General features: G+C 73.9%; 18 protein-coding genes. 6 read left to right on the top strand and 12 right to left on the bottom strand.

Annotated elements, in window-relative coordinates; translation table 11 throughout:
* Positions 1-362 precede the first annotated feature (362 nt).
* From GQ466_RS04315 to GQ466_RS04305, 3 genes are all read right to left on the bottom strand, one after another.
* Positions 363-1,805: a DUF6882 domain-containing protein gene (locus tag GQ466_RS04315; RefSeq protein WP_161101438.1), complete on the bottom strand. Its 1,443-nt coding sequence runs from the start codon at positions 1,803-1,805 to the stop codon at positions 363-365.
* A gap of 45 nt (positions 1,806-1,850) precedes the next feature.
* A complete protein-coding gene (locus tag GQ466_RS04310) occupies positions 1,851-2,024 on the bottom strand; it encodes a hypothetical protein (protein WP_161101437.1) in 174 nt (57 codons plus the stop codon).
* 81 nt (positions 2,025-2,105) lie between these two features.
* Complete coding sequence (locus GQ466_RS04305; protein ID WP_161101436.1) at positions 2,106-4,181, bottom strand: ATP-dependent DNA helicase UvrD2; 2,076 nt, start codon at positions 4,179-4,181, stop codon at positions 2,106-2,108.
* A 136-nt stretch (positions 4,182-4,317) separates the two neighbouring features.
* Here GQ466_RS04305 and GQ466_RS04300 point away from each other — a divergent pair, with 136 nt between their 5' ends.
* The gene (locus GQ466_RS04300) at positions 4,318-4,572 is read left to right on the top strand and encodes a mycoredoxin (protein ID WP_161101435.1); all 255 of its coding nucleotides are present in this window, start codon (positions 4,318-4,320) and stop codon (positions 4,570-4,572) included.
* Positions 4,573-4,618: 46 nt separating this feature from the next.
* Here GQ466_RS04300 and nudC read toward each other — a convergent pair whose 3' ends face one another.
* Together nudC and GQ466_RS04290 are read right to left on the bottom strand one after the other, a co-directional pair.
* Positions 4,619-5,524: an NAD(+) diphosphatase gene (nudC, locus tag GQ466_RS04295; RefSeq protein ID WP_337193311.1), complete on the bottom strand. Its 906-nt coding sequence runs from the start codon at positions 5,522-5,524 to the stop codon at positions 4,619-4,621.
* Positions 5,525-5,532: 8 nt separating this feature from the next.
* A complete protein-coding gene (locus GQ466_RS04290) occupies positions 5,533-6,918 on the bottom strand; it encodes a dipeptidase (RefSeq protein WP_161101434.1) in 1,386 nt (461 codons plus the stop codon).
* A gap of 56 nt (positions 6,919-6,974) precedes the next feature.
* Here GQ466_RS04290 and GQ466_RS04285 point away from each other — a divergent pair, with 56 nt between their 5' ends.
* Positions 6,975-7,238 carry a DUF4031 domain-containing protein gene (locus GQ466_RS04285; RefSeq protein ID WP_161101433.1) on the top strand — a complete coding sequence of 88 codons (264 nt, stop codon included), beginning with the start codon at positions 6,975-6,977 and terminating at the stop codon, positions 7,236-7,238.
* Here GQ466_RS04285 and GQ466_RS04280 read toward each other — a convergent pair.
* Positions 7,219-7,827 (bottom strand): HD domain-containing protein, encoded by a 609-nt coding sequence (locus GQ466_RS04280; RefSeq protein ID WP_161101432.1) that lies wholly within the window; start codon positions 7,825-7,827, stop codon positions 7,219-7,221. The genes GQ466_RS04285 and GQ466_RS04280 overlap by 20 nt on opposite strands.
* A gap of 110 nt (positions 7,828-7,937) precedes the next feature.
* Between GQ466_RS04280 and GQ466_RS04275 the strand changes: the two genes are divergently transcribed.
* The 3 genes from GQ466_RS04275 to GQ466_RS04265 are packed head-to-tail and all read left to right on the top strand — an operon-like array spanning position 7,938 to position 12,258.
* A complete protein-coding gene (locus GQ466_RS04275; RefSeq protein ID WP_161101431.1) occupies positions 7,938-9,071 on the top strand; it encodes a siderophore biosynthesis protein in 1,134 nt (377 codons plus the stop codon).
* On the top strand, positions 9,068-10,678 hold the full coding sequence (locus tag GQ466_RS04270; RefSeq protein WP_161101430.1) for an IucA/IucC family protein: 1,611 nt from the start codon (positions 9,068-9,070) through the stop codon (positions 10,676-10,678). Before GQ466_RS04275 ends, GQ466_RS04270 begins: the two co-directional genes overlap by 4 nt.
* Positions 10,669-12,258, top strand: a complete 1,590-nt coding sequence (locus GQ466_RS04265; protein ID WP_161101429.1) for an IucA/IucC family protein — start codon at positions 10,669-10,671, stop codon at positions 12,256-12,258. The genes GQ466_RS04270 and GQ466_RS04265 overlap by 10 nt, the downstream gene beginning before the upstream one ends.
* Before the next feature lie 132 nt (positions 12,259-12,390).
* Here the strand turns inward: GQ466_RS04265 and GQ466_RS04260 are convergent, their stop codons facing one another.
* Entirely contained in the window at positions 12,391-12,603 is a 213-nt protein-coding gene (locus GQ466_RS04260; protein ID WP_161101428.1) for a helix-hairpin-helix domain-containing protein, read from the bottom strand.
* Between the two features lie 66 nt (positions 12,604-12,669).
* On the opposite strand from GQ466_RS04260, the gene GQ466_RS04255 reads away from it, so the two are divergent.
* Positions 12,670-14,226, top strand: a complete 1,557-nt coding sequence (locus GQ466_RS04255) for an AMP-binding protein (RefSeq protein WP_161101427.1) — start codon at positions 12,670-12,672, stop codon at positions 14,224-14,226.
* 4 nt (positions 14,227-14,230) lie between these two features.
* Here GQ466_RS04255 and GQ466_RS04250 read toward each other — a convergent pair whose 3' ends face one another.
* The 5 genes from GQ466_RS04250 to GQ466_RS04230 all read right to left on the bottom strand — a co-directional run bounded on the left by GQ466_RS04250 (position 14,231) and on the right by GQ466_RS04230 (position 23,003).
* Positions 14,231-14,536, bottom strand: a complete 306-nt coding sequence (locus GQ466_RS04250; protein WP_161101426.1) for a hypothetical protein — start codon at positions 14,534-14,536, stop codon at positions 14,231-14,233.
* A 63-nt stretch (positions 14,537-14,599) separates the two neighbouring features.
* Positions 14,600-15,379, bottom strand: a complete 780-nt coding sequence (locus GQ466_RS04245) for a methyltransferase domain-containing protein (RefSeq protein WP_161101425.1) — start codon at positions 15,377-15,379, stop codon at positions 14,600-14,602.
* 89 nt (positions 15,380-15,468) lie between these two features.
* A complete protein-coding gene (locus tag GQ466_RS04240) occupies positions 15,469-16,344 on the bottom strand; it encodes a metal-dependent hydrolase (RefSeq protein ID WP_237417593.1) in 876 nt (291 codons plus the stop codon).
* 192 nt (positions 16,345-16,536) lie between these two features.
* Entirely contained in the window at positions 16,537-19,857 is a 3,321-nt protein-coding gene (locus GQ466_RS04235) for an ATP-dependent DNA helicase (RefSeq protein ID WP_161101423.1), read from the bottom strand.
* Positions 19,854-23,003, bottom strand: a complete 3,150-nt coding sequence (locus GQ466_RS04230) for a UvrD-helicase domain-containing protein (RefSeq protein ID WP_161101422.1) — start codon at positions 23,001-23,003, stop codon at positions 19,854-19,856. Before GQ466_RS04230 ends, GQ466_RS04235 begins: the two co-directional genes overlap by 4 nt.
* Between the last annotated feature and the right edge of the window lie 679 nt (positions 23,004-23,682).

Below are 23,682 nucleotides of genomic sequence, written 5' to 3'. Positions count from 1 at the left end.
GCCGCGCCACCCGCCGCAACGACGTGGGCACGACCGCCGGGCCGCAGGCGCTGCGGTCTCCGCTCCTACAGCGCGCCCGCCGTGACGATGGCCGCCATGACGCCGACGCGGTCGGGAAGTCGGTGAACCCGCTGCTGCCGATCGCGGGCCTCGTCTGCGTCGTCGCGGACGGCGTGATCCGCCGCAGCGTCGGCAGGTCCGCCGCGACGGCCATGGTGGCCGCCCCGGGGACGTACGGGCTCCTCGTCCTCGCGGGGGCGATCGCGGTGTTCGTCGCGGCGGTCGCGGGCCTCGCCGTCCGCCGTGGCCGTCGCCCGGGGCGACGCGTGAGACGCGGCCTTCGTGGCCGAGCGCAGACGCGGTCAGCCGAGCGTCCCTTGGAGGCCGGACGTCGCCCGGTTCACCGTGCCGTCGTCGCTGAACTCGACGCGCACCTCGTGCAGGCCGCGCATCCCGATCAGCATCTGCGGTTCCGCGACGGTGAGCGGCTTGATCCCGTAGGCGTCGAAGTAGCCGAGGACCATCGCGCGCATCGTCGCGTAGCGGACGGCGGCCGGGGTCAATTCCTGGAGGAACTGGGCGGCGGACAGCAGGACGTTGGGCATGAGCGCGATCGACGCGGCGGGCTCGGGGACGCGCGTGTCGGTGATCGCGACGTAGCGCTGGTCGTCGCCCTCCGGGATGCGGGCCAGGCCTCGCGCCTTTCCCCGGTGGACGGCGGATCGTGCGAGAAGGATGGCCGGGTAGATCTGGACGTCGCTCGGCGGAAGCGTCACCTCGTCGGCGGCGATGTGGTCGGCGCCGTGCTCGCGGGCGGCTTCGCGGACGCGTGCGGCGCCGTCCCAGTCGCCCCACGTCCAGGTGCCGGTGTCGGCGTGGAAGACGCCGATCTCGTGGGCCTCGGCGGTGAAGACGTCGCCGTAGCGGGCACGGCCGTCCTCCCAGACGGGCGGCCCGGCGGTCCAGCCGAGGGCGTGGAGGTGGTCGCCGAGGGCGACCGAGCCCCGGTCCAGCGCGGCGGCGGAGTCGCGGGCGAGATCGGCGAGCAGCGCGGCGGGGAAGAAGGTCGCGGCGGGGTCGTCGGAGGCCGGGGCGGGGCGGATCTCCTGCTGCTCCACGGGCCCGTCGGGGCCTTCGACCCGGACTTCGATCAGATTCCCGTCCTCGATGCGGGCGTGGACGCGGTGGCCGTCCTGCAGTTTCAGTTCCAGGCCGGCCTGGACGGGCTCGACGACGAGTCCGTGGTGGTCCGCGTAACCGGTGACCAGTATTTCGGCGTTCACGTTCGGCAGCAGCAACGCGGCCGTGCCGAGCGCCGTGCCGACTTTTGCCGGGTCAGGGACGGCGGCGGGAAGGCCCGGGTCGTCGGCGACCAGGAGCGTCAGAGCCCGTCCGCCGTGGGAGAAGTCGAACGCGCCGCGCGCGCCGAGCAGGCCCGTGGCGAGGAGCATGAGCGTCCGCGCGGCCCGCCTGGAATCGGAGAAATGGCCGAGGTCGACCATTCCGTGGGTCAGTTCGGGGACGGCGTGCTTCTCCCCCAGTTCCTTCAGCCGCAACGACGCCCGCAGGCCGGGTGCTCCGACCAGGCCGCTCTTGTCCCAGGCCCATTGGAAGGTGGCGTCCTCGGCATAGGACCCCAGCAGTTCCGCCGACCGTTCGTCACCGCCAATCCACGCGACCCCGAGCGCCGCGTCGTGCTCAACGGCCCCCGGCGGGAGGGCGGCGTTGAACGTGTCGTTCTGCTCGATCACCCAGCCGAGATGGGGAGCGGCGATTGCGAGCAGAGCGTTACTGAAAGTATCCATTCCGGGTGATCGTAGCGGGATCGCCCCTTACGCTCACCCGGTTCGTCACGGATGGACGAGTTCGCACTCGTACCCGCGCACCTGCCCGTTCTCATAGGCGTGGACGCGCTTGCAGTCGCGGGCCTGCGCGTATTTCGTGATGACGAGACGCCCGGGCCCGACACCGTCGCCGTCCGGCCCGGAGCAGTCGTTCGCCGGAACGAACGTGGACGACCTCATCGTGCTGACCGTCCTGTTCCTGTCCTCGCGCGCGACCGGCCGCCCGAAGCCATGGCAGATCTGGGGCGGCCAGCTCAGTGGTCAGGAGCAGAGGGAGAGGACGGCCGGGCCGTAGCGGTCGAGCTTCACCTTTCCGACGCCGGGGATCTGGGCCAGGTCTTCCAGGGTTTCGGGGGCGCGTTCGGCTATCGCCTGGAGGGTCGCGTCGGTGAAGACCACGTAGGCCGGGACGCGTTGTTCCGCCGAGATCTCGGCCCGCCAGTCCTTCAGCGCCAGCAGGACGTCCTCGTTCATCTCCGACGGGCAGTCCTCGCAGCGGCCGAGCTTGCGTTCCACCGCCGCCGTCAGCGGACGGCCGCAGACCCGGCACGGCTGGGGACCCTTGGCCGCGCGGCGGGGCTTCGTCCGGTCCACGGGCGGCGGGGCGTGCGTGGACGCCTTGGGCGTCAGGCCGTCCAGGAAGCGCGACGGCTGCCGTTGCCGTCCGCCGCCGGGCGAGCGCGCCAGGCCCCAGGACAGGTGCAGGTGCTCGCGGGCTCGCGTCACGCCCACGTAGAGGAGTCGGCGTTCCTCCTCGACCGCCGCCGGGGTGTCCGCGTAGATGATCGGCATCATGCCCTCGACCAGGCCGACGAGGAACACCGCGTCCCACTCCAGGCCCTTCGCCGCGTGCAGGGACGCCAGCGTCACGCCCTCCAGCGGCGGGGCGTGCTGGGCCGCCGCGCGGACCTCCAGCTCCGCGACGAAGTCCGGCAGGGTCGCGCGCGGGTTGTCGGCCGCCATGTCCTCGGCCAGCTGCGCCAAGGCGGCCAGGGACTCCCAGCGCGCCCGCGCCACGCCCGCGCCGTCCGGCGGTCGGTCGCTGAACCCCGCGCCCGACAGCACGTGCCGCACGGTGTGGATGAGGCCGGTGCCGTCGGTCTCGGCGTCCGCGCCGGCCCGGGACGCGCCGCGCAGCCGCACCACCGCCTCGCGCACCTCAGGACGCTCGAAGAACCGCTCCGCCCCCCGCACCACGTACGGGACGTTCTGCGACGCCAGAGCCGACTCGTACGCCTGCGACTGCGCGTTCACCCGGAACAGCACCGCGATCTCCCGCGCGGGCACGCCCTTCTCGATCAGCTCCCGCGCGCGGCGCGCCACGTCCTCCGCCTCGGCGATCTCGTCGTCGTAGGCGGTGAAGTCGGGTTCGGGGCCGGGCGGACGCTGCGCGACCAGCTCCAGCCGGTGCCGCCGCGCCTCCTCCCCGACCGCCCGGTCGATCACCCCGTTGGCCAGCGCGACGACCTGCGGCGTCGAGCGGTAGTCGCGGACGAGCTTGACCACCGTCGCGTCCGGGAACTCGCGCGTGAAGTCCAGCAGGTAGCGCGGCGTGGCCCCGGTGAACGAGTAGATCGTCTGGTTGGGGTCGCCGACGACGCACAGGTCGTCCCGGTCGCCGAGCCAGGTCGACAGCAGCAGCTTCTGCAGCGGGTTGACGTCCTGGAACTCGTCCACCACGAAGTGCCGGTACTGCTCGCGGACCTCCCGCGCGACCTCGGGATGCTCGCCGATCACCGCCGCCGTCAGCTCCAGCATCCCCTCGAAGTCGAGCAGGTTGCGCTCGCGGCGGAGCTGCTCGTACATCGCGTAGAGGTTGGCGACGTCCACCACGTTGACCGACGACTTGCGCCCGGCCCGCGCGACGCCCGCCGCGTAGTCCTCCGGACGGTGCTGGGTGACCTTCGCCCACTCGATCTCGTCCGCGACGGCGCGCAGCTCGGTCCCGCCGAGCGACACCCGGCACACCGACGCCGCCTCCCGGACGAGCGGGATCTTCGAGTTCAGGATCGTCGGCCGGTCGCCCCCGATCACGCGCGGCCAGAAGTAGGAGAGCTGGCGCAGCGCGGCGGCGTGGAACGTCCGGGCCTGGACGCCGGTCGCGCCGAGCCGGGTGAGCCGCCCGCGCAGTTCCCCCGCCGCCCGGTTCGTGAACGTCAGGGCGAGGACGCGCTGCGGGCTCATCCGCCCGGTGAGGATGGCGTAGGCGATCCGGTGGGTGATCGCGCGCGTCTTGCCCGTCCCGGCTCCGGCGAGCACGCACACCGGACCGCGCACGGCCTCGGCGACCGCGCGCTGTTCCGGGTCGAGGCCCGCGAGCACCGCCTGTGCGTCCATGGGGGTCATCTTTGCAGGAGGGACGGACGGAGCGAAGCGGAGCCGAGGGGTTGTGGATAACCTCCGGAATGCCGCACCCGGCGGCGCTGTTGTTCCAGACGCCGAGACGCCCGAGCAGCGAGGAGACGACGCACCGATGGCCACGCCCCTCACCATGTACACGACGACCTGGTGCGGATTCTGCCGCCGCCTGAAGTCCCAGCTCGCCCGCGAGGGCATCGAGATGGTGGAGATCGACATCGAGCGCGACCCCGCCGCCGCCGAGTTCGTGATGAGCGTGAACGGCGGCAACCAGACCGTCCCGACCGTCACGATCGGCGACGACGTGGTGCTGACGAACCCCAGCGCCAAGGAGGTCAAGCGGCACCTGGCCGAACTCGGCGCCCTTTGAGCGAACGACGTGGAGAGCCCGTCCGGACGGACGGGCTCTTCGCGTCTCAGAAGTCCGGCATGTGCGGCAGCGGCCCGCCGTACCAGCGCATGATGAGCTGGGCGGCGATGGACAGCGGGCCGGGCGCGATGATGTCGCCGGATTCGATAGCGGCGGTCAGCTCGTCCCGCGAGTACCAATCGGCGTCGGTTATCTCGGCGCTGTCCGGACGCAGGAGCGTCGAACCGTCCGCCCGCGCGAAGAACCCCAGCATGAGGCTCTGCGGCAGCGGCCACGGCTGACTGCCGAGGTACCGGACGTCCCGGACCTCGATCCCCACCTCTTCCCGCACCTCCCGCGCGACGGCCTGCTCCAGCGACTCCCCCGGCTCCACGAACCCGGCGAGGATCGAGCGGCGGTCGGCGGGCCACTGCGGGCCGCGCGCGAGCAGGACGCGGTCGTCGTCGTCCCGGACGAGCATGATCACGGCCGGGTCGACGCGCGGGTGGTGCTCGCTGCCGTCGTTCGGGCAGACGCGGACGTGCCCGGCGGACTCGACGCGCGTCTCCGTCCCGCAGCGCGGGCAGAACCGGTGCGTGGCGTGCCAGTGCGCGAGCGCGACGGCGAGCGTCAGCAGCCCCGAGTCGCGGTCGCCGAGCAGCGCGCCGACGTGCCGGATCCCGGCCGGTTCGGCGCCCTCCACGACGGGCAGCGGCCCGGCGACGGCGAAGTGCGGCGTCCCGTCGGGCTCGACGCCGAGCAGCCACGGGTCGCCGGGCGGGGCGTCGGCGGGCGCGACTTCGACCAGTTCGCTGCGGTCCGCGACGAGCGCGCGGCCCTTCTCCACGACGAGCACGCGGGCGCGCGGATCCTTCCACAGCGCGGCGATCCAGTCCGCGTCGCGGCGGCGGTCGCCCGCGCGGTCCAGGTCCCCGCGCGCGAGGGCGAGCCATTCCAGCGGCGTTGTTTCCACGATCGTCCCTAACGCAGTGCGGCGGCGAGTTCGTCCCACAGGTACGCGGCGGCCTCCGCGCCCTTCAGCAGCAGCGGGATCTCGACCTTCTCGTTCGGCGCGTGGATGCGGTCGCCGGCCAGGCCGACGGCGAGGAACACCAGCGGCGCGCCGAGGACGTCCGCGAGATCGGCCTCGGGCCCGCTGCCGCCCTCGCGGGTGAACAGGATCTCGGTGCCGAACGCCCGCTCCATCGCGGTGCGGGCGGCGCGCACGCCCGGCGAGTCGATCGGGGAGAAGCACGGCCGGACGCCGCCGCCCGGGATCCGCACCTCGACCGCGACGCCCGGCGGCGTGTGCGCGGCGACCCACGCGCGGAACTGCTCCTGGACGCGCACCGGATCCTGCCCCGCGACGAGCCGGAACGAGATCTTGGCGTGCGCCTCGCGCGGGACGATCGTCTTGCCGCCCGGCCCGGTGTGCCCGCCCCACATCCCGTTGACCTCGGCGGTGGGACGGGCCCAGACGCGTTCCAGCGTCGTATAACCGGCCTCGCCATATGCGGCGCGGCTGTTCCCGGCGGTGCGCAGCCACGCGTCCTCGTCGAACGGCAGCTTGGCGAACAGGACGCGTTCGTCGTCGGTCAGCGGGATCACGTCGTCGTAGAAGCCGGGGAGCGTGACGCGTCCGTCCGCGTCGTGCAGCGCGGCGACCATCGTCGCGAGCGCGTGCAGCGGGTTCGGGACGGCCCCGCCGAACGACCCGGAGTGCAGGTCGGTGTCCGGTCCGCGCACGGTCAGTTCGACCTCGGTGAGTCCGCGCATCCCCGTGCACATGGACGGGACGTCCTGCGCCCACATCGTCGTGTCGCTGATGACGACGACGTCGCACGCGAGCCGGTCGCGCCGCTCCCGCAGCAGGTCCGCGAAATGAACGGACCCGGACTCTTCCTCGCCCTCCACCAGCAGCTTCAGCGTGACGGGCGGCGCGGACGCCTTCGACGCGGCCAGCCCGGCGCGCAGCCCGACGGTGTGGAAGAAGATCTGGCCCTTGTCGTCGGACGTGCCGCGACCGATCAGCCGGTCACCTTGCCGGACGGGCGCGAACGGGTCGGTCTCCCATTCGTCCAGCGGCTCGACGGGCTGGACGTCGTGGTGCCCGTAGACGAGCGCGGCGGGCGCTTGCGCGTCGGCGGCGGGCCACTCGGCGAACACGGCCGGGTGGCCGCCGGTCTCCCAGACCTCGACGGTCGGGAACCCGGTGCGCCGCAGGTGCGCGGCGAGCCATTCGGCGGAGCGCCGCACGTCCCCGGCGCGGGCCGGGTCGCCGGACACCGACGGGATGGACAGCCACTCCGTGAGATCGGAGAGGAAGGCGTCGCGGTGCGCCGCGATATACCGGACTACGTCGTTCACCTGCCGGAATCCCCCTAGTGTCGTCTCTGCACACGCACTCTAGGGGAGGCGAGTCCGTGATCTACATAGATCCGCCGCTGTGGCCCGCGCGCGGACGGGTCTGGTCGCATCTGGTCAGCGACGTCTCCTACGACGAGCTGCACACGTTCGCGGCGCGGATCGGGATGCCGCCGCGCGCGTTCGACCGCGACCACTACGACGTCCCCGAGGACCTGTACGCGGCGGCGCTGGCGGCGGGCGCGCAGGCGGTCGGCTGCCGGGAACTGCTCCTGCGTCTCAAGGCGGCGGGGCTGCGCCGGCCTAAGCGCCGAGGAGCATGAGTTCGGTGCGGATGTTGGCGCGGGCCCGGTCCTCGAAGCGGGCGCGGGCCTCGGGCGTCCGGTAGAGGGACGGGACGTCGGCGAGCCCGTGCAGAACCTCGGCGCGCGCCGCCCGGAAGATCTCCTCGGGGACGAACGCGTACTCCTCGCGGACGGCGGCGGCGTACGCGGCGTAGGCGTCCGGTTCCGCGCCGAGGACGGCCAGGTCCGCGTCGCACAGCACCGCGCCGTTGCCGTCGCCCTCCTCGGGGTCGTGGTTGGTCGTGAGCCGGACGAGCCGGACGACCTCCGCGACCGTCGCCTCCGCCAGGTCCGTCCCGCCGAGGATCCGGGCCGCGAGGCGGGCGCTGCGCTCCTCGTTGTCGGCGCGCTGCGGGTCGTACACGGCGTCGTGGAACCAGGCGGCGAGCCTTACGGCGTCGGGGTCCTCGGCGTGGGCGGCCAGCTCGTCCACGAGGTCCAGGACGGCGGCCAGGTGCGCGCCGGTGTGATAGCGGCGGTGCGGTTCGGCGTAGCGTTCGGCGAGGTCGGCGCCGATGCGGCGGGCCTGCTCCCCGGCGAGCGCGACCCAGCGGTCAACGAGGTCCATGCCGTCCATCCTCCCCGACGATCTCCCCGGTTCCCGCACGCGCCCGGTTCCGGCCGCCCTATGATGACCACGCTCTGTTAGGCAAGGCTTACCTCACTGAAGGGGCGGTCGTGGCCGCGCTGTACCTCGTCGCCGGGAAGGCCACCGACTCCGTGGACCACGGGTTCCTGCCCGCCGCCGCGCGGCTCGGCGTCCCGGTCGTGCTGCTCACCGACCGTCCGGGCGACCACGCGTTCGACGGGCCGGTCGTGCGCTGCGACGTCACCGACGTCCGGTCGATCGTCGCCGCCGTGAACGACCCGCTCGCTCTTTTCAGCAACAGCGACTTCCTCCAGACGCCGGTCGCGCTCGCCGCCGCCTATTTCGGGCTGCCCGGCAAGGACTGGCGCGCGGCTCTGCGCGCCAAGGACAAGGCGCTCGCGCGCCGCCATCTCGCCGGTCTCGACCCGGTGTTCTGCGCCGCCGCCGACGCCGTCCCTTCCGACGCGCCGTACCCGCTCGTCCTGAAGCCGCGCGGCGGCGTGGCCAGCGAGGACGTGTTCCTCGTCGCGGACGCGGCCGAACTCGCGGCCCGCCGCGCCGAGATCGCCGCCCGCCGGGACGACCCGCTGATCGTCGAGGAGTACCTGCCCGGCGAGCTGCGGACTCTCGAAACCCTCGGCGACGGCGTCGAGACGCGCGTCCTCGGCTCGTACCGGACGCGCCTGTCCCCGCCCCCGCACTTCATCGAAGAACGCCTCGACTGGGCCCCGCCCCCGCCCGAGACCCCGCAGATCCTGCGGCAGCTCGCCGCGCTCGGCGTCGGCTTCGGCGCGTGCCACACCGAGTTCACCGTCCACGCCGGACGCGCGCGGATCATCGAGGTGAACTACCGCCTGATCGGCGACCACTGCGACTTCCTCATGGCCGACCTGCTGGACGTGCCGCTGTTCGAGCAGGTCCTCAACGTGCACCTAGGCCGCCGACTCCCCCCAGCAACACCCGCACCCGACCGGCACGCGGCGGCCGAGGTCGTCCTAGCGACCGTCCCCGGCACGCTGACCGCCGCACCCGACGTCGAGACCGTCCGAGACGGCGCCGTCCACGTCTCCTACCGCCCCCAACGCGCCGTCGGCGAGACGATCGAGATCACCCGCACCAACCGCGACTACCTCGGCACGATCCGCGCGATCGGCCCGGACCCGGCGACGGTCGACGCCGCGATCGCCCGCTACCGCGCCACCCGCACCTGGACGGTCACGTGACCGAACCGCACGGCGCTAACCAGGCACCACGCCACCCCGCCCGCGCGGCCGAAACGGACGCCGGTCACCCGGACGGCCGCGCGCCCGAGGCACAGCTCGCCGCCCGCGTCCTGGACGCCCTTCTGCGCGAGAACTACGCGGGCCTGAGCACCCGCGTCCACAACGGCGTCCTCAGCCTCCCCGGCCGAGACGTCCCCCTACGCCCCGGCACAACGTCCGACTGGACGTGCGAACCCCCGCTCAGTCGGGACGGTCGTCTGCGGCAGGGCGCGGCGGGTGGGGGCGGACTGTTGCTCGACGATGTGTTCGCGGCCGTTCGGGCGCTCGCCGACCCGCGTGACGACGTGGCCGCGTTCGAGCGCGAGTGTCGGGACGCGCTCGCGGCGCGGCGTGTCCACGACGCGATCCAGCCGGGTGTGCTGGCGCGGTTGCGCGGCGCGGACCGGCTCGGGCCCGGCGTCTTCTACGACACGCTCGCCGCGTTCACCGACCATCCCGTCCATCCGCTCGGCCGCGCGCGGACCGGACTGACGGCCGCCGACCTGGAGCGGTACGCGCCCGAGCACGCGCCGGAGTTCGCGTTGCGCTGGACGCGGGCGCCGCGCGTCGAGGCCGCCGGGACGCCGCCGCCGTGGTGGCCCGGCGACCTGTTCCCCGTGCATCCGCTCACCGCGCCTCTGCTGGACGGCGAGATGACCGGCCCCGCCACGCCGGTGCGGCCGACGCTGTCGATGCGGACGGTCGCCGTCGACCCGCTGACGCACGTCAAGGTCCCGCTGCCGACGAGCACGCTGGGCCTGCGGAACCGGCGGACGATCGTCCCGGCGACGCTCGCGGACGGCGCGCTCGCCGAACGGGTGCTGCGCCGCGTCCTGGGGCGCGAGCCGCACCTGCCCGTCCTGCTCGCCGACGAGCAGACGTACGGGCACGCCGGGTCGCCGCTGCTCGGGTACCTCGTCCGGCGGTTCCCGGCCGAGACCGCGGACGAGCACGTCGTGCCGGTCGCCGCGCTGCTCGCCGAAGACCCCGAAGGCGGCCCGGTCATCGCGCGCTGGGACGTCGCGACCCTCTTCCGCGCCTACCTCGACGCCCTCTTCAGCGTAAACGTAACGTTGTTCCGGTACGGGATCGCGCTGGAAGCGCATCAGCAGAACGTCGCGCTGGTGCTCGGCGACGACCCGCGCGACGTCCGGCTGCTCATCAAGGACAACGACGGAATGTTGGCCGACGCACCGTTCACCGACATCCGGATGCGCACCCGCGACCCCGAAGCGCTGGCCCGCGTGTTCACCACCATCACGCTCCGCCTCTGCGCCGCCGCCCCCGCGTTCGAGCTGGAAGCGCGGGGCCTGCTGCCGGACGCGGTCGCGCTCGTCCGGGACCGCCTGGACGCCGCGCTCACCGCCGAGCACCGCGCCGCCGCGCGGCAGGGCCCCGACGTGGCCGCGTTCCTGCGCGCCCGCACGCTGGACGCGCCCCGGCTGCCGACCAAGGCCATGCTCACCGCCGGAACGCTCGTGGACAAGGCCCGCATCGGGGCCGCCGACATCAACAAGCACTACGGCCCGAGCGGGCCGAACTACCTCCGGGACGCGACGTGCTGCTGACCCACCGGACCGTGACCGCCGACGACGCCACGGCCCTCGCGCTGCTGAACTGCCTCGTCCGCGAGGTCTGCGCGCCCGACCGCCAGGTGTGGCGGGACGGCGGACGGCTCGTCCTGCGGCTCCCCCGCGCCGGGGTCCGGCTGCGCGCGGGCCTGGCGCGGCCTCCGGTGGGCCCGACGTTCCGGCTCGTCCCGCCGGTCGAGGAGCGGCGCGGCGACGCGTGGGAGCCGGCCCGCTGGGAGCGGATCGCCGACCTCGCCGCAGGCGAGCTGGAGCTGGCGACCGGCCGCGCGAACCCCGAGTTCCCCGCCCAGGTCCGCGACAGCCGGACGGCGCTCGACGCGATCCTCGCCGCGCGCGCCGGCGTCCCGGACGACCCGGACCCCTACCTCGCCTCCGAGCGCTCCCTCGTCGCCGGGCACCGGTTCCATCCGTCGCCGAAGGCCCGGCAGGGCGCGCCCGCCGACTGGCTGCCGTACGCGCCCGAGGCGCGGGCGCGGTTCCGCGCGCACTGGCTCGCGGTGCGCGCCGACGCGGTCGCCGAGGGCGGCGACCCGGCCGCGTTCGCCGCGCTGGACGCGCCGCCGGTGCCGCCCGGATACCGTCCGCTTCCGGTGCATCCGTGGCAGTTCGCGCTGCTCGCGGCGCGTCCGGTGCTGCGGCGCGCGCTCGCGGACGGCGTCGTGCGCGACCTCGGCGCGGGCGGCCCGCTCGTGTACCCGACGTCGTCCGTCCGGACGGTCCACGTGCCCGACGCCGACCTGTTCCTCAAGTTCAGCCTGGACGTGCGGATCACCAACTGCGTCCGCAAGAACGCCTGGTACGAGCTGGAGGGCGCGGTGCTGCTGGACGGCCTGCTGCGCCCGGTCTTCGCGGGCCTGGACGCCGACCTGCTCGCCGAGCCCGCCTACCGGACGGTCGCCCTCGCCGACCCGCGCCTCTACGAGGGCTTCGGGACGATCGTCCGGCAGGGCGTGCGCGGCCTGCCCGGCACGCCGCTGCTCGCCGCCGCGCTCGCCGACCCGTACGGGACCGCGCTCGCCGGGCTGCCCGCGCTCGCCTCGCCGGACGGCGCGGCGCGCTGGTGGGACGCGTACGTGCGGCTGACGCTGCGTCCCGTCCTCGCCGCGTACCTCGACCACGGCGTCGTGCTCGAACCGCATCTGCAGAACGTGCTGATGACGGTCGATGACGACGGAATGCCCGTCCGCGCGGTGTTCCGCGACCTGGAGGGCACCAAGCTCACCGCCGGACGCTGGGACCTGCGCGGCGTCCCGGCCGCCGTCCGCGACGCCGTCTCCTACGACGCCGAGCGCGGCTGGAACCGCGTCGTGTACTGCCTGTTCGTCAACCACCTGGCGGAGGTCGCGGCGGCCGTGGCCGACCTGCATCCCGCCCTCGACCGCGACCTCTGGCGGACCGTCCGCCGCGCCCTGACCGGCTCCGGCTACGCCGACCGTCCAGGCGTGCGAGCGCTCCTGGCGGGCGTCCCGTTCCCCGCGAAGGCGAACCTGCGCGCCCGCTGGGCCCGCGACGCCGACCGCGCCGCCGCCTACGTCCCCACCCTCAACCCCCTCTGAGCCCGAGGCCGCGCGGGACACCGGCCGCGCCGCGGGTCACGGCCCCGGCGCTCGCACCGTCCCGAACGCGAAGGCACGCGACGGCGAGCCGGGTCCCCGCGCACGGCGCGCCCGAACGCGTCGGCCTCGCGCTCAGCGCGGCTTGAACGCGAGGTCGTGTTCGGCGAGGGCGGCGCGCAGTGCGCTGAGGGCCTTCGGGCCCATGCCGTGCAGGTCGGCGATCTCGCGTTCGGTCGCGGTCGTCAGGCTCTCCAGGTCGTCGTGGCCCGCCGCCGCGAGGGCGCGGCGGCGGGGGCGGAGATTTTGGGCAGTTCTGTGGCCATTTGTTCCTTCTGTGGCTAGCACCGGCGGGGCTGATGCCGTTATATCCGGGTAGTCCGACAGAAGACGCTCGCGAGGGAGGCCGCCGTCATGCCGCTGGAGACGATCCGGACGCTGGCGGGCAACCTCCTCGCCGGCACCGCGCGCCCCGACCGGCTGGCGCGCGTCCCGTTCCAGCTGACGCGGTACGGGCCCGTCCCGGCGGTCGTCGGCGCGATGTCGGCGCTGCGCTTCCCGCACCGCGTCGCGCTGATCGACGAGCGCGGCACGCTGACGTTCGCCGAGCTGGAGCGCAAGGCCGCCGCGCTCGCCACCGCGCTGCGCGGCAGCGTCACCGGGGACGGACGGATCGGCGTCCTCGCCCGCAACCACCGCGGCTTCGTCCTCGCCGTGCTGGGCCTGTCGCGGCTGGGCCACGACGTCGTCCTGCTGAACACCGACTTCTCCGCGCCGCAGCTCGGCGCCGTCGCCGAGCGCGAGGGCATCGCGCTGCTGCTGCACGACGCCGAGTTCGACGGGCTGGTGGACGAGTCCGGATTCGCCGGGGTCCGCGTCCACAGCTACGGCGACGCGCAGCTCGGCTCGCTGATCGAGGACGTCGAGCCGGTCCCGTTCTCGCCCGAACGTCCGGGCCGGCTCGTCATCATGACGTCCGGGACGACCGGCACCCCCAAGGGCGCCCGCCACGACTACTCGCTGCCCGCGCTGCTCGCGGGCGGCCTGTCGTTCGCGCGGCGCGCGCCGATGCGGTCGGGGTCGCCGGTGGTCGTGGCGCCGCCGCTGTTCCACGTCCTCGGCTTCGGGTTCCTGATGATGGGGCTGGCGCTCGGCTCGCCGGTCGTCCTGTCCTGCCGGTTCGACCCAGCCGCGACGCTCGCGGCGATCGAGCGGCACGAGGCGGGCACGCTCGTCGCCGTGCCGATCATGCTGCAGCGGATGCTGGACGTCCCGTACGGGCCGCGCCCCATGTCGCTGAAAACGGTGATGTGCGGCGGATCGGCGCTGCTCCCACATCTCTCGGAGCGGTTCATGGACGAGTTCGGCGACGTCCTGCGCAACCTCTACGGCGCCACCGAGACCGGCTGGGCCACCATCGCGACCCCCGCGGACCTGCGTGAAGCGCCCGGCACGGTCGGCCGCCCGTCCCTCGGCATCAAGGTCGGGATCCTGGCCGAGGACGGCCGCGAACTCCCCCCGGGCGAGACCGGCGAGATCTACACCGGCGGCGGCCTGCGCTTCACCGGCTACACCGGCGGGGGCGGCAAGGACGTCCGCGACGGCCTGACCGCGACCGGCGACCTCGGCCACCTGGACGCCGCCGGACGCCTGTTCGTGGACGGCCGCGCCGACGACATGATCGTCTCGGGCGGCGAGAACGTCTTCCCCGGCGAGGTCGAGGACCTGCTGAGCCGGCACGAGGACGTCGCCGAGGTCACCGTCACCGGCGTCCCGGACGACACGTTCGGCGAACGCCTGGCGGCCCACGTCGTCCTGACCCCCGGCGCCACGACGACGGCCGACGACCTGCGCGACTACGTCAGACAGCGCCTGGCCCGCTACAAGGTGCCGCGCGACGTCGTGTTCGTCCCCGAACTCCCCCGCACGAGCACCGGCAAGGTCCGCCGCCGCTCCCTCCCCGACGCCTGAGGCGTCAGGCGGCGCGGGACTTGGCGGCCAGGCAGATGCGGGCCAGGTCGTTCAGCGCCTCGGCGCGGCGCTCGTCCAGGGTGCGGCCGTCGTCCGGCGACGCTTCGGCGAGCGTGTCGATCACCAGCGAGAACACCGGCCACTCGTGCGGGTTGATGGCGCCCTGGAAGTCGACCGGGCCGTCGGCGAGAGCGTCCAGGTCGAGGTTGCGCGCGAACGTGGCGAGCGCCGCCTCGGCCGCGACGACGCCGATGCGCATGGCCAGCGCGGCGGGCTCGCGGCCCGGGGGAAGCGCGGTGCTAGAAAGCATGTTCGACAAGATAGAACACACGAGCGAGCCGAGTCGAACGTTTGGACGAGTAAGTCGCCCCTTTCACCCAACATTCGCCTGAAGGTGCAGGTACGAGTGGGTGAAGTGGAGTTCGCCGTCTTTCCGGACGGGCCGCATCCCCGTCGCCGGACCCCCCGCCAGCTCGCCGGTCAGCTCCGCGCGGATCTGGTCGGCGACGTCCGACGGCGTCCGCGCGGACGCCAGCCACGGCTCCAGCGGCCGGACGATCTCGTACCGGTCCGTGCGCTTGACCTCGGCGCCCGCGTCCTCGACCAGCGCCGCGATCGCCCCGGCGGTGAGCAGCGTGCCGTGCGACGGGTCGCGCAGCCGCTCGATGCGGTCCGGGTCGCCGTCGAGCCCGTCCGGTCGGACGATGTCGGCGATGATCAGCGCCGCGCCGGGCCGGCCCACCCGCGCCATCTCGGCGATCATCCGCGCCGGGTCGGCGACCTGGTGGACGGAGAACCGCGTGATGATCAGCGTGTACGACTTGTCCAGGTAGGGCAGCGCGGTCGCGTCGCCGAGCGTGAACGTGACGTTCGTCAGCCCGGCCCGGTCCGCGTCGCACTTGCCGCTCGCCAGCATCGCCGGGGTGAGGTCGAGCGCGGTGACGTGCCGGACGCGCGGCGCGAGCGCCCGGCCGACGATGCCCGTCCCGGCGGCGACCTCCAGCACGACGTCGTCCAGGTCGAGTTCGGGGTCGGCGAACGCGATCAGCCGGTCCAGATGGTTGACGAACGCGCCGTTCAAAGTCGGATCCGCGAACGTGACCGCCTGCTTGGTGAACTCGGCAACGATTCTCTCGTCGTGGGTCGTCGGCACGCCGCCTCCTCGGGTTCCTGCCCACGGATCATCCCGGAATCGCGCCCGCCTGACCAGTGCCGGTGACGGTCATCACGCGTTTCGGCCGGTCAGTAAGGTGTATATCCCGCCGCCTGGGCCGCCGGGGACCGCTTGAGGTAGTCCACCGCGAGCTGCGTCGAGCACACCTGCGACGGGTGGTGCGACGGACGCAGATAGATCAGCCCCTCCTTGAGGAAGAACATCGCCATGCCCGGGATCTGCCCGCGCCGCACCGACTTGCGGTACGAGCGGTAGATGCGCGGCAGGGTCACCGGCCCCTTGATCGCCGGGTCGCGGCGCAGCAGGTCCACCGTGCCCGCCGCCAGCGTGGACGACAGCAGCGCCACCGCGATCGCCCACGACACCGCGCGCAGCGGGTACTTGCCGCCGAGCTGCTCGAACACGTCGAACACGACCGACCGGTGCTCGACCTCCTCGGCGCCGTGCCAGCGGAACAGGTCCAGCATCACCGGGTCGGCGCCGCACTCGTCCAGCACCGTGTTCTTGATGATCCACTCGCCGACGACCGCCGTGTAGTGCTCGATCGCGCTCACCGCGCCCAGCTCGAACAGCAGCCGCCGCCGGAACCTGCGCGGCGAGCGGCGCGCCAGCTCGGCCATCTTCTTCGCGCGCTCGGCGAGCTGCGCGTGCGCGGGGCCGGTGATGTGGTCCGTCGGCAGGCCGTTCTGCGCGAGCAGCTGGTCCAGGACGCCCTGGTGGTTGCGCGCGTGGACGGTCTCCTGCCCGATGAAGTCCTTGATCTCGGCGCGCAGCCGCGGATCGTCCAGGTACGGCGTCGCCTCCTGCACGCACTGGACGAACCATTTCTCGCCCGTGGTCAGCAAAATTTGGAAGAAATTCACCATATGGGTGGCGGCGGGTGCGTCCGGGATCCAGTGGACGGGCGTCCGCGACCAATCAAAAGTGACGCGCCTCACTTTCATCGGCGGATGCCGTTCATCCACCGCCGCGTTCACCGTGGGAACCCCCATCGTCCCGTCACCCCTTTCGTGCTGGTCGTCACGGGCATACGCAACCACGCGCCCCGGCACGGCGCCACGGAGTGGATTGATAAAACAGGACGCGTTCTCCGCCGTGTGCGCGCGTTTTCCCACTGGAATTCCACGGCGCGCCGGTCAGGTCGCGGGAACGGTTTCCAGCAGCGCGGCGAGCCCGGCGGCGTCCAACAGGTCGGCTGGGCGAATTGTCCGGTTGGCTCGGACGTAGTGGAACGCGGCGCTCACCCGCTCCAGCGGCACGCCCGTCAGCTCCGCCCACGCCAGCCGGTACGCGGCGAGCTGCACGGCGGCGGCCTCGGCGTCGGCGTCGGACGGGAGCGCGCCCGTCTTCCAGTCCACGACCTCGTAGCCGTCCGCGCCGGAGCGGAACACCGCGTCCATCCGGCCCCGGACGAGCCGGTCCCCGATCATCGTCTCGAACGGGACCTCGACGTCCAGCGGCTCCCGCGCGGCCCACTCCGACTCCTCGAACCGCACGCGCAGCTCGTCGAAGTCGGTGTCGGGGGCGGCCTCGGCGTCGGTGGCGCCGGGCAGCTCGTCCAAGTCCAGCAGCCGCTGCTGCCCCCAGCGACCCTCCAGCCAGGAGTGGAACGCGGTGCCGCGCCGGGCGTGCGGCGCGGGCGGGCGCGGCATCGGACGGCGGATCTGCCGGGCCAGCGCCGCCGGGTCGCGTGCCAGCGTGACCAGCGACGACACCGTCAGATGGGCGGGCAGCTCGACCTGGAGGCCGTCCCCGCCCCGGCCCCGGTCGCGCTCGGCGAGCAGCAGTTCCACGTCCCGCGCCCACGCCGACATGCGCAGCCGGTCCGGCTCGGCGAGCCCGTCGCGGCCCGCCCACGGACGGCTCCGGCCGCGCATCGCGTCCTCGACCATCCGCGCCGCCTCCACGATCGCCGCATAGCGCGGGCCGGTGTCGGGCTGCGGCGGCCACGCGCCCTCCTCGGCGCGCGCGAGCAGGGGGTTCATCGCGCCGTCCTCCGGCGGCTCGGCCCACGCCGCGACCGTGCCCGCGCCCTCCAGGCACACCGCGCGGATCTCCTCCAGGAACGGCGACGGCCCGAGCGGACGCCCCGACGCGCCCCACCGGTAGCCGGTCGCGATGAGCAGGCTCGACGCGCGCGTCACCGCGACGTAGGCGAGCCGCCGCTCCTCGCGCAGGTCGCGTTCGGCGCAGGCGGCGTCGAACGCGGCGAGGTCGTCCTTCTCCAGGCCGCGCAGGACGGGCAGGTCCGCGCGGTCGCCGCGCAGCGGGAACGGCAGGACGCGGGCGTTGGCCGTCCAGCGGGTCGCGTTCTGCGGCGGCGAAGGGAACACCGAGCCCTTCGCGGGCGCCCCGTTCTTCTGCGCCGCCGACGCCAGCCCCGGCACGATCACGACCGGCCACTCCAGGCCCTTGGACGCGTGGACGGTCAGCAGCTTCACGCTGTCGGTCTCGCCGACCCGTCCGGCCTCCAGCCCGAACTCTTCGGACTCGGCGGCCGACAGATAGGCCAGGAACGCGCCGAGCGTCGGGTCCTCCGCGTCCCCGGCGAACGCGGCGGCGGCGTCGACGAACGCGTCCAGGTCGGCGCGGGCGGTGACGGGGTCGAGCCCGGACCGCGCGGCGACCTCGATGTCCAGCCCGAGCGCGCGTTCCACCTCGGTGACGAGGTCGGGCAGCGCCAGCCCGGCCTGGGAGCGCAGGTGCCGCAGCTCGTCGCGCAACCGGCGCAACCGGCCGTACCCCTCCGGCGAGAACGTGGCCGGCGGGCCGAGATCGTCCAGCGCGTCGATGAGGCTGCCGGTCTCCTGGTTCAGCTCGGTGACGAGCCGGCTCAGCGGATCTTCCTCCCCCGGCGGCGCGGCGTCCGGCGGCGTCTCGGGCGGCGTGATGTCGCGGGCGGCGTCCAGCGCGAGTTCGCGGGCGCGGCGGCCGAGCGCCACCAGGTCGCGCGGGCCGAGCCGCCAGCGCGGGCCGGTCAGCAGCCGCGCCAGCGCCGCCCCGGCGGACGGGTCGTGCATCACGCGCAACGTCGCGACGACGTCCTGCACCTCCGGGACGGTCAGCAGCCCGCCGAGCCCGACGACCTCCACCGGGATCCCGCGCGCCTCCAGCGCGCGCCGGATCAGCGGGAACTGCGAGCGCTTGCGGGCGAGGACGGCGATGTCGGACCAGCGCAGCGGCTCGTCGCTCGGCTCCCCGTCCGGCGCTGTTTCCGAGAGCGGCAGCGTGAGGATGCGGGCGGCGATGCGCTCGGCCTCGTCCTCGACGGTCGGCAGCAGCGCGCACTCGACCCGTCCGCGCGCCTCCCGGCCCGCGCCCGGCGTCAGCACCGGCACCTGCGCGGTGTCGGCGCGCAGTTCCTCCTGGACGCGTGCGGCGGCGGCGAGGATCCGCTCCCCGTTGCGGAAGCTGCGGCTGAGCTGCCGGACGGGCGCGGGCTCGGCGGGCCGTCCGCGCGGCCCCTCGATCGCCGGACGGCGCGGGAAGTCGTGCGCGAACCGCAGCAGGTTCCCCGCGCTCGCCCCGCGCCAGCCGTAGATCGACTGGCACGGGTCGCCGACCGCCGTCACCGGGTGCCCGCCGGCGAACAGCGACCGCAGCAGGACCAGCTGCGCCTGGCTCGTGTCCTGGTACTCGTCCAGCAGCACGACCGAGAACCGCGACCGCTCGATCATCCCGACCTCGGGATGCCGGGCCGCGATGCGCGCCGCGAGCGCCATCTGGTCGCCGTGGTCCACGACCTCCCGGTTGCGCTTGGCCTGCCGGTACGCCTCGATCAGCGGCAGGAGCTGCTCCCGCACGGCCTGCTTGCGGACGATGTCGCGCTGCGGGTTCAGCGGCTTGGCGAGCGCGGCGAACCGGGCGTCCAGCCACGCCCCGACGCGCCGGACGTCCTCGGGCCCGCGCAGGTGCTCGGCCAGGTCGCCCGCCAGCTCCATGACGGCCTTGGTGACCGTGTCGGGCGACCAGTCCACCTGGTCCATCGGGCCGTCGTAGGCGTCCACGACCCGCGAGCAGAGCTGCCACGCGACCGCCGGGGAGATCAGCCGCATCGTCGGCTCCAGCGCCTCGCGCAGCGCGTGGTCGCCGAACAGCCTTGCGGCGTAGGAGTGGTACGTCGCGACCATCGGCTCGCCGTGGCGCAGGTCGTCGCCGCCGAGGCGTTCCAGCTCGTCGTCGGGCAGCGCCTCGAACAGCGCGTCCAGCCGCTTGCGGACGCGCACGGCCAGCTCGGCGGCGGCCTTGCGGGTGAACGTCAGCCCGAGCACCCGCTCCGGCCGGACGAACCCGTTCGCCACCAGCCACACCACGCGGGCCGCCATCGTCTCGCTCTTGCCCGACCCCGCGCCCGCGATCACCGCCATCGGCGCCAGCGGCGCCGCGATCACCTCCGCCTGCTCGCGCGTCGGCTCCGGCAGCTCCAGCAGGCGCGCCAGCTCCGCCGGAGTGATCATGAACCGACCCGTCCCCCCTCGTCGTGCACCGGACAGCACGACCGTACGGGACAGCTCCGACACTTCTCGTTCACCCGCGCCTGGAACACGTCGCTCGCCATGCCCGTCGCCACGATCTCGACCAGCTTCTTCGGCCACTCGGGGTCGGCGTCCTCGCCCGGCGGCGGCTGCTCCTGCTCGCGCGCCCTCGCGGTGAACGCCGCCTTCCCGACCTGGACGAGCTTGGCCCCGCCCGGCTCGATCAGCCCGTGCCGCTCGAACGCGCCGAGCATCACCGCGTACTGGTACACGCCGAGCTGCGGGTGGCGCGCCAGGTCCTGCTCCGGAACCCGCGCGGCGGACGTCTTGATGTCGATGATGACGGCGCGTCCCTGCTCGTCCCGCTCGGCCCGGTCGATGCGGCCCTTGATGACGACGCGGCCGAGGTCCACGCGGAACGACTCCTCCAGCGCGACGACCTCGTTCGGGTTCTGCCGGTGCCAGGAGAGGAACTTGTCCACCATCGCCGCCGCCTGGTCGCGCTGCTTCTCCGAGTACCAGGCGCTGCGGAAGTCCAGGTCGTTCCAGATCTCGTCCAGGCGGCGCGCGACGTCCACCTCGGTGACGCCGTCGTCCGCGCCCGCCATCTCCGCCACCGCGTGGACGACCTTGCCCATCGCCGCGTACTCGTTCGGGCCGCCGTCCTGCGCGCCGACCGCCGAGGTCAGCAGCCAGCGCAGCCCGCACGTCGTGAACGTCTCGACCTGGGACGGCGACACCTGGATCTGCTCGCCGTCGCCGAACGCCGGCCCCGGATCCGACAGCGCGGTGATCGCGTACCACTGGTCGGGGCTCGCGCCGCGCACCCCGGCGCGGGCGAGGCGGGCGAGGTGGCCGGCGGCGGCGCGGCGCAGCGCCTCGGGACGGGACGGGTCCGCGACCACCGACCGCAGGTCCGCGACGAGGGCGGGCAGCGACAGCCAGCGCGTCTTCTCGTCCAGCCGCGACCGCTCCAGCGCGCCCGGGACCAGCTCGTTCAGGAACCTCGACGGGCGCTCCTCGGAGTCCTCGCCGCCGACGGCCGTCACGACCAGCCGCTTCCTTGCCCGCGTCGCGGCGACGTAGAACAGGCGGCGTTCCTCGTGCAGCATCTTCGCGGCCATCGACGCGCCCGCCGCCGTGCCCGGCTCGATCTGGGTGCCCGCCGCGTATTCGAGCAGTTCCTCCAGGCCGAGCAGGGATCCGCGCAGCCGCACGTCCGGCCAGACGCCCTCCTGGACGCCCGCGACGACCACGACGTCCCACTCCAGGCCCTTCGCGCGGTGCGCGGTGAGGATCCGGACGGCCTCGCCCTCGGGTGCGCGGTCGGCGAGCGTGTCGCCCGCGATCTCCTGGCCCGCGATGTCGTCCACGAACAGCTCCGGGCCCGCGTGCGGGAGCCGGTCGACGAACCTCGCGGCGTGGTCGAACAGCGCGACGACGGCGTCGAGGTCCCGGTCGGCGGACGCCCCGCGCATCCCGCCCTTCACGCTCTGCTCCAGCAGGACGTCGGCGCGTCCGCTCGCGCGCCACACGTCCCACAGGACGTCCTCGGCGGACCCGCCGCGATCGGCGCTCTTGCGCGCGGTCTCGATGAGCTGCGCGATCCGTTCGGCGGGCGCGCGGACCTTCTCGTGGACGAGCGCGAGTTCGCCGACGTCGCTCACGGCCGCGACCATCAGCTCGCCGAGCGTCCGGTTCTGGCCCGCGATCTCCTCCAGGTCCCGCAGGGCGCGCTTGAGGCGGCGCAGGGCGAGGGCGTCCGCGCCGCCGAGCGGGCCGGTGAGCAGGTCCTCGGCGACCTCTTCGTCCAGGAAGCCCTTCTTGAGCGCGGCGCGGAGCAGCAGCAGGAACGGGCGGACGGCGGGCTCGGCCATCAGCGGCACGTCGTCGCCCGCCACGATCGCCGGGACGCCCGCCTGCGCGAGCGCTCTGCGCAGCGCCGGGACTTTCTGCGCCGCGCTCCTCACCAGCACCGCCATCCGCGACCACGGGACGCCGTCGAGCAGGTGGGCGCGGCGCAGCTCGTCCGCGACGAGCGCGGCCTCCTGGCTCTCGGAGTCGGCGATGACGGCGTGGACCTCGCCCTCTTCCATCTCCGGCGGATGCAGGAGCGCGCGGTGCTCGTCCCCGGCACGCGGGGACGCGGGCAGCCGCTGCGCGACGCGCCGGGACGCGGCCAGGATCGCCGGTCCCATCCGGCGGCACGTGCGCAGCGCGACGACGGGGGCCGGCGCGCCGGTGATCGTCCGGAAGCGGTCGGGGAACTCCTGGATGCCGCGGACGTCCGCGCCCCGGAACCCGTAGATCGACTGGTCGGGGTCGCCGACGACGATCAGGTCGCGTCCCTCGCCCGCCAGCTTCTGGAGCAGGTCCTCCTGGGCGGGGTCGGTGTCCTGGTACTCGTCGACGAACACCACGTCGTAGGCGTCGCGCTCGCGGAACAGGGCGTCCTCGTCCACGAGGGTGCCGGCGGCCTCCTGGATGAGCTGGCCGTAGTCGAGCGTCGGGACGGGATCGACGTCGAACCGCGCCGCGTACCGCTCCATGAACGCGCCGATGGCCACCCATTCGGGACGTCCCCGGATCTTCCCGAGCCCCGCGAGGTCGTCGCCGTAGATCCCGCGCTCGGCGGCCCGCAGCATGAAGTCCCTTAGCTCCTCGGCGAACCCCCGGGTGGCGAGCGTCTCGTGAAGGTCGTGGGGCCAGTCGCGGGCACCGTCCGCCCGCTCTCCCTCCAGCAGCCGCCGCACTTCGAGAAGCTGCTCGGGCCCCGACAGCAACCGCGGCGGCTCCGTCCCCCGCGCGACGGCGTCCCGATGGAGCAGCGCGTACGCGTAGCTGTGGAACGTGAGCGCCAGCGGCGTACGTGTCGTGCGCCGCAGCCGCCCGGTGATCCGCTGCCGCAACTCGCCCGCGGCCTTACGGCTGAACGTCAGAACGAGCACCCGTTCCGGATCAACGTTCCGGTTCTCGATCCGCTCCACGACCGCCTCGACGATCGTGGTGGTCTTCCCCGTCCCGGGCCCCGCGAGCACGAGCAGCGGCCCGCCGTCATGCTCCACGACACGCCGCTGCCGCTCATCGAGCTCCGGCGCCGCGACTCGGCTGGGACCGGCGCGGCGCACGAGACGGTAAGACCCTGGCGGCACAAGAGACGATTTCAGCAGAAGATCGCGACACTTGTGTCCACGCCGCCCCCAACACGAGCAACGAACCACCAGGCCGCCCGGAAACCCACACAGCCGAAACCAGCCACGGCGAACACACGCGCACACCCGCACAGCGCACACAACGCGTCCCGAACCCACCCTCGCACAACACCCCGCCCCAACCCCGCCACTTCAAGCAAGCGCGCGCACCAAGCCTCACACCAACGCGCCACGCCAGCCCGAAAGCCCAAGCACGACCAACGCCGCGCCAGTCCGCCCACGCGCACAGCACCCGGACTCCATGGCCCACACCCCAAGCGCCCGAACACAACACGCGAACCCAACACACAGACCCGAGCGCGCGGACGCAGCGCGCGGACGCAGCACACGGGGACCCAGCGCGCAGACGCGGCGCGCAGACCCGGCGCACGGACCCGGCGCGCAGACCCGGCGCACGGACCCGGCGCACGCAGGCGCGGCGCACGGACCCGGCGCACGCAGGCGCGGCGCACGCAGGCGCGGCGCACGCAGGCGCGGCGCACGCAGGCGCGGCGCACGCAGGCGCGGCGCACGCAGGCGCGGCGCACGCAGGCGCGGCGCACGCAGGCGCGGCGCACGCAGGCGCGGCGCACGCAGGCGCGGCGCAGAAGCCCAG

Origin of the sequence: Actinomadura rayongensis (assembly GCF_009831215.1) — a bacterium.
GTDB classification, from domain to species: Bacteria; Actinomycetota; Actinomycetes; order Streptosporangiales; family Streptosporangiaceae; genus Spirillospora; species Spirillospora rayongensis.
The sequence above is the reverse complement of the archived record's forward strand: the minus strand, read 5'-3'. Positions and strand labels throughout refer to the sequence as shown.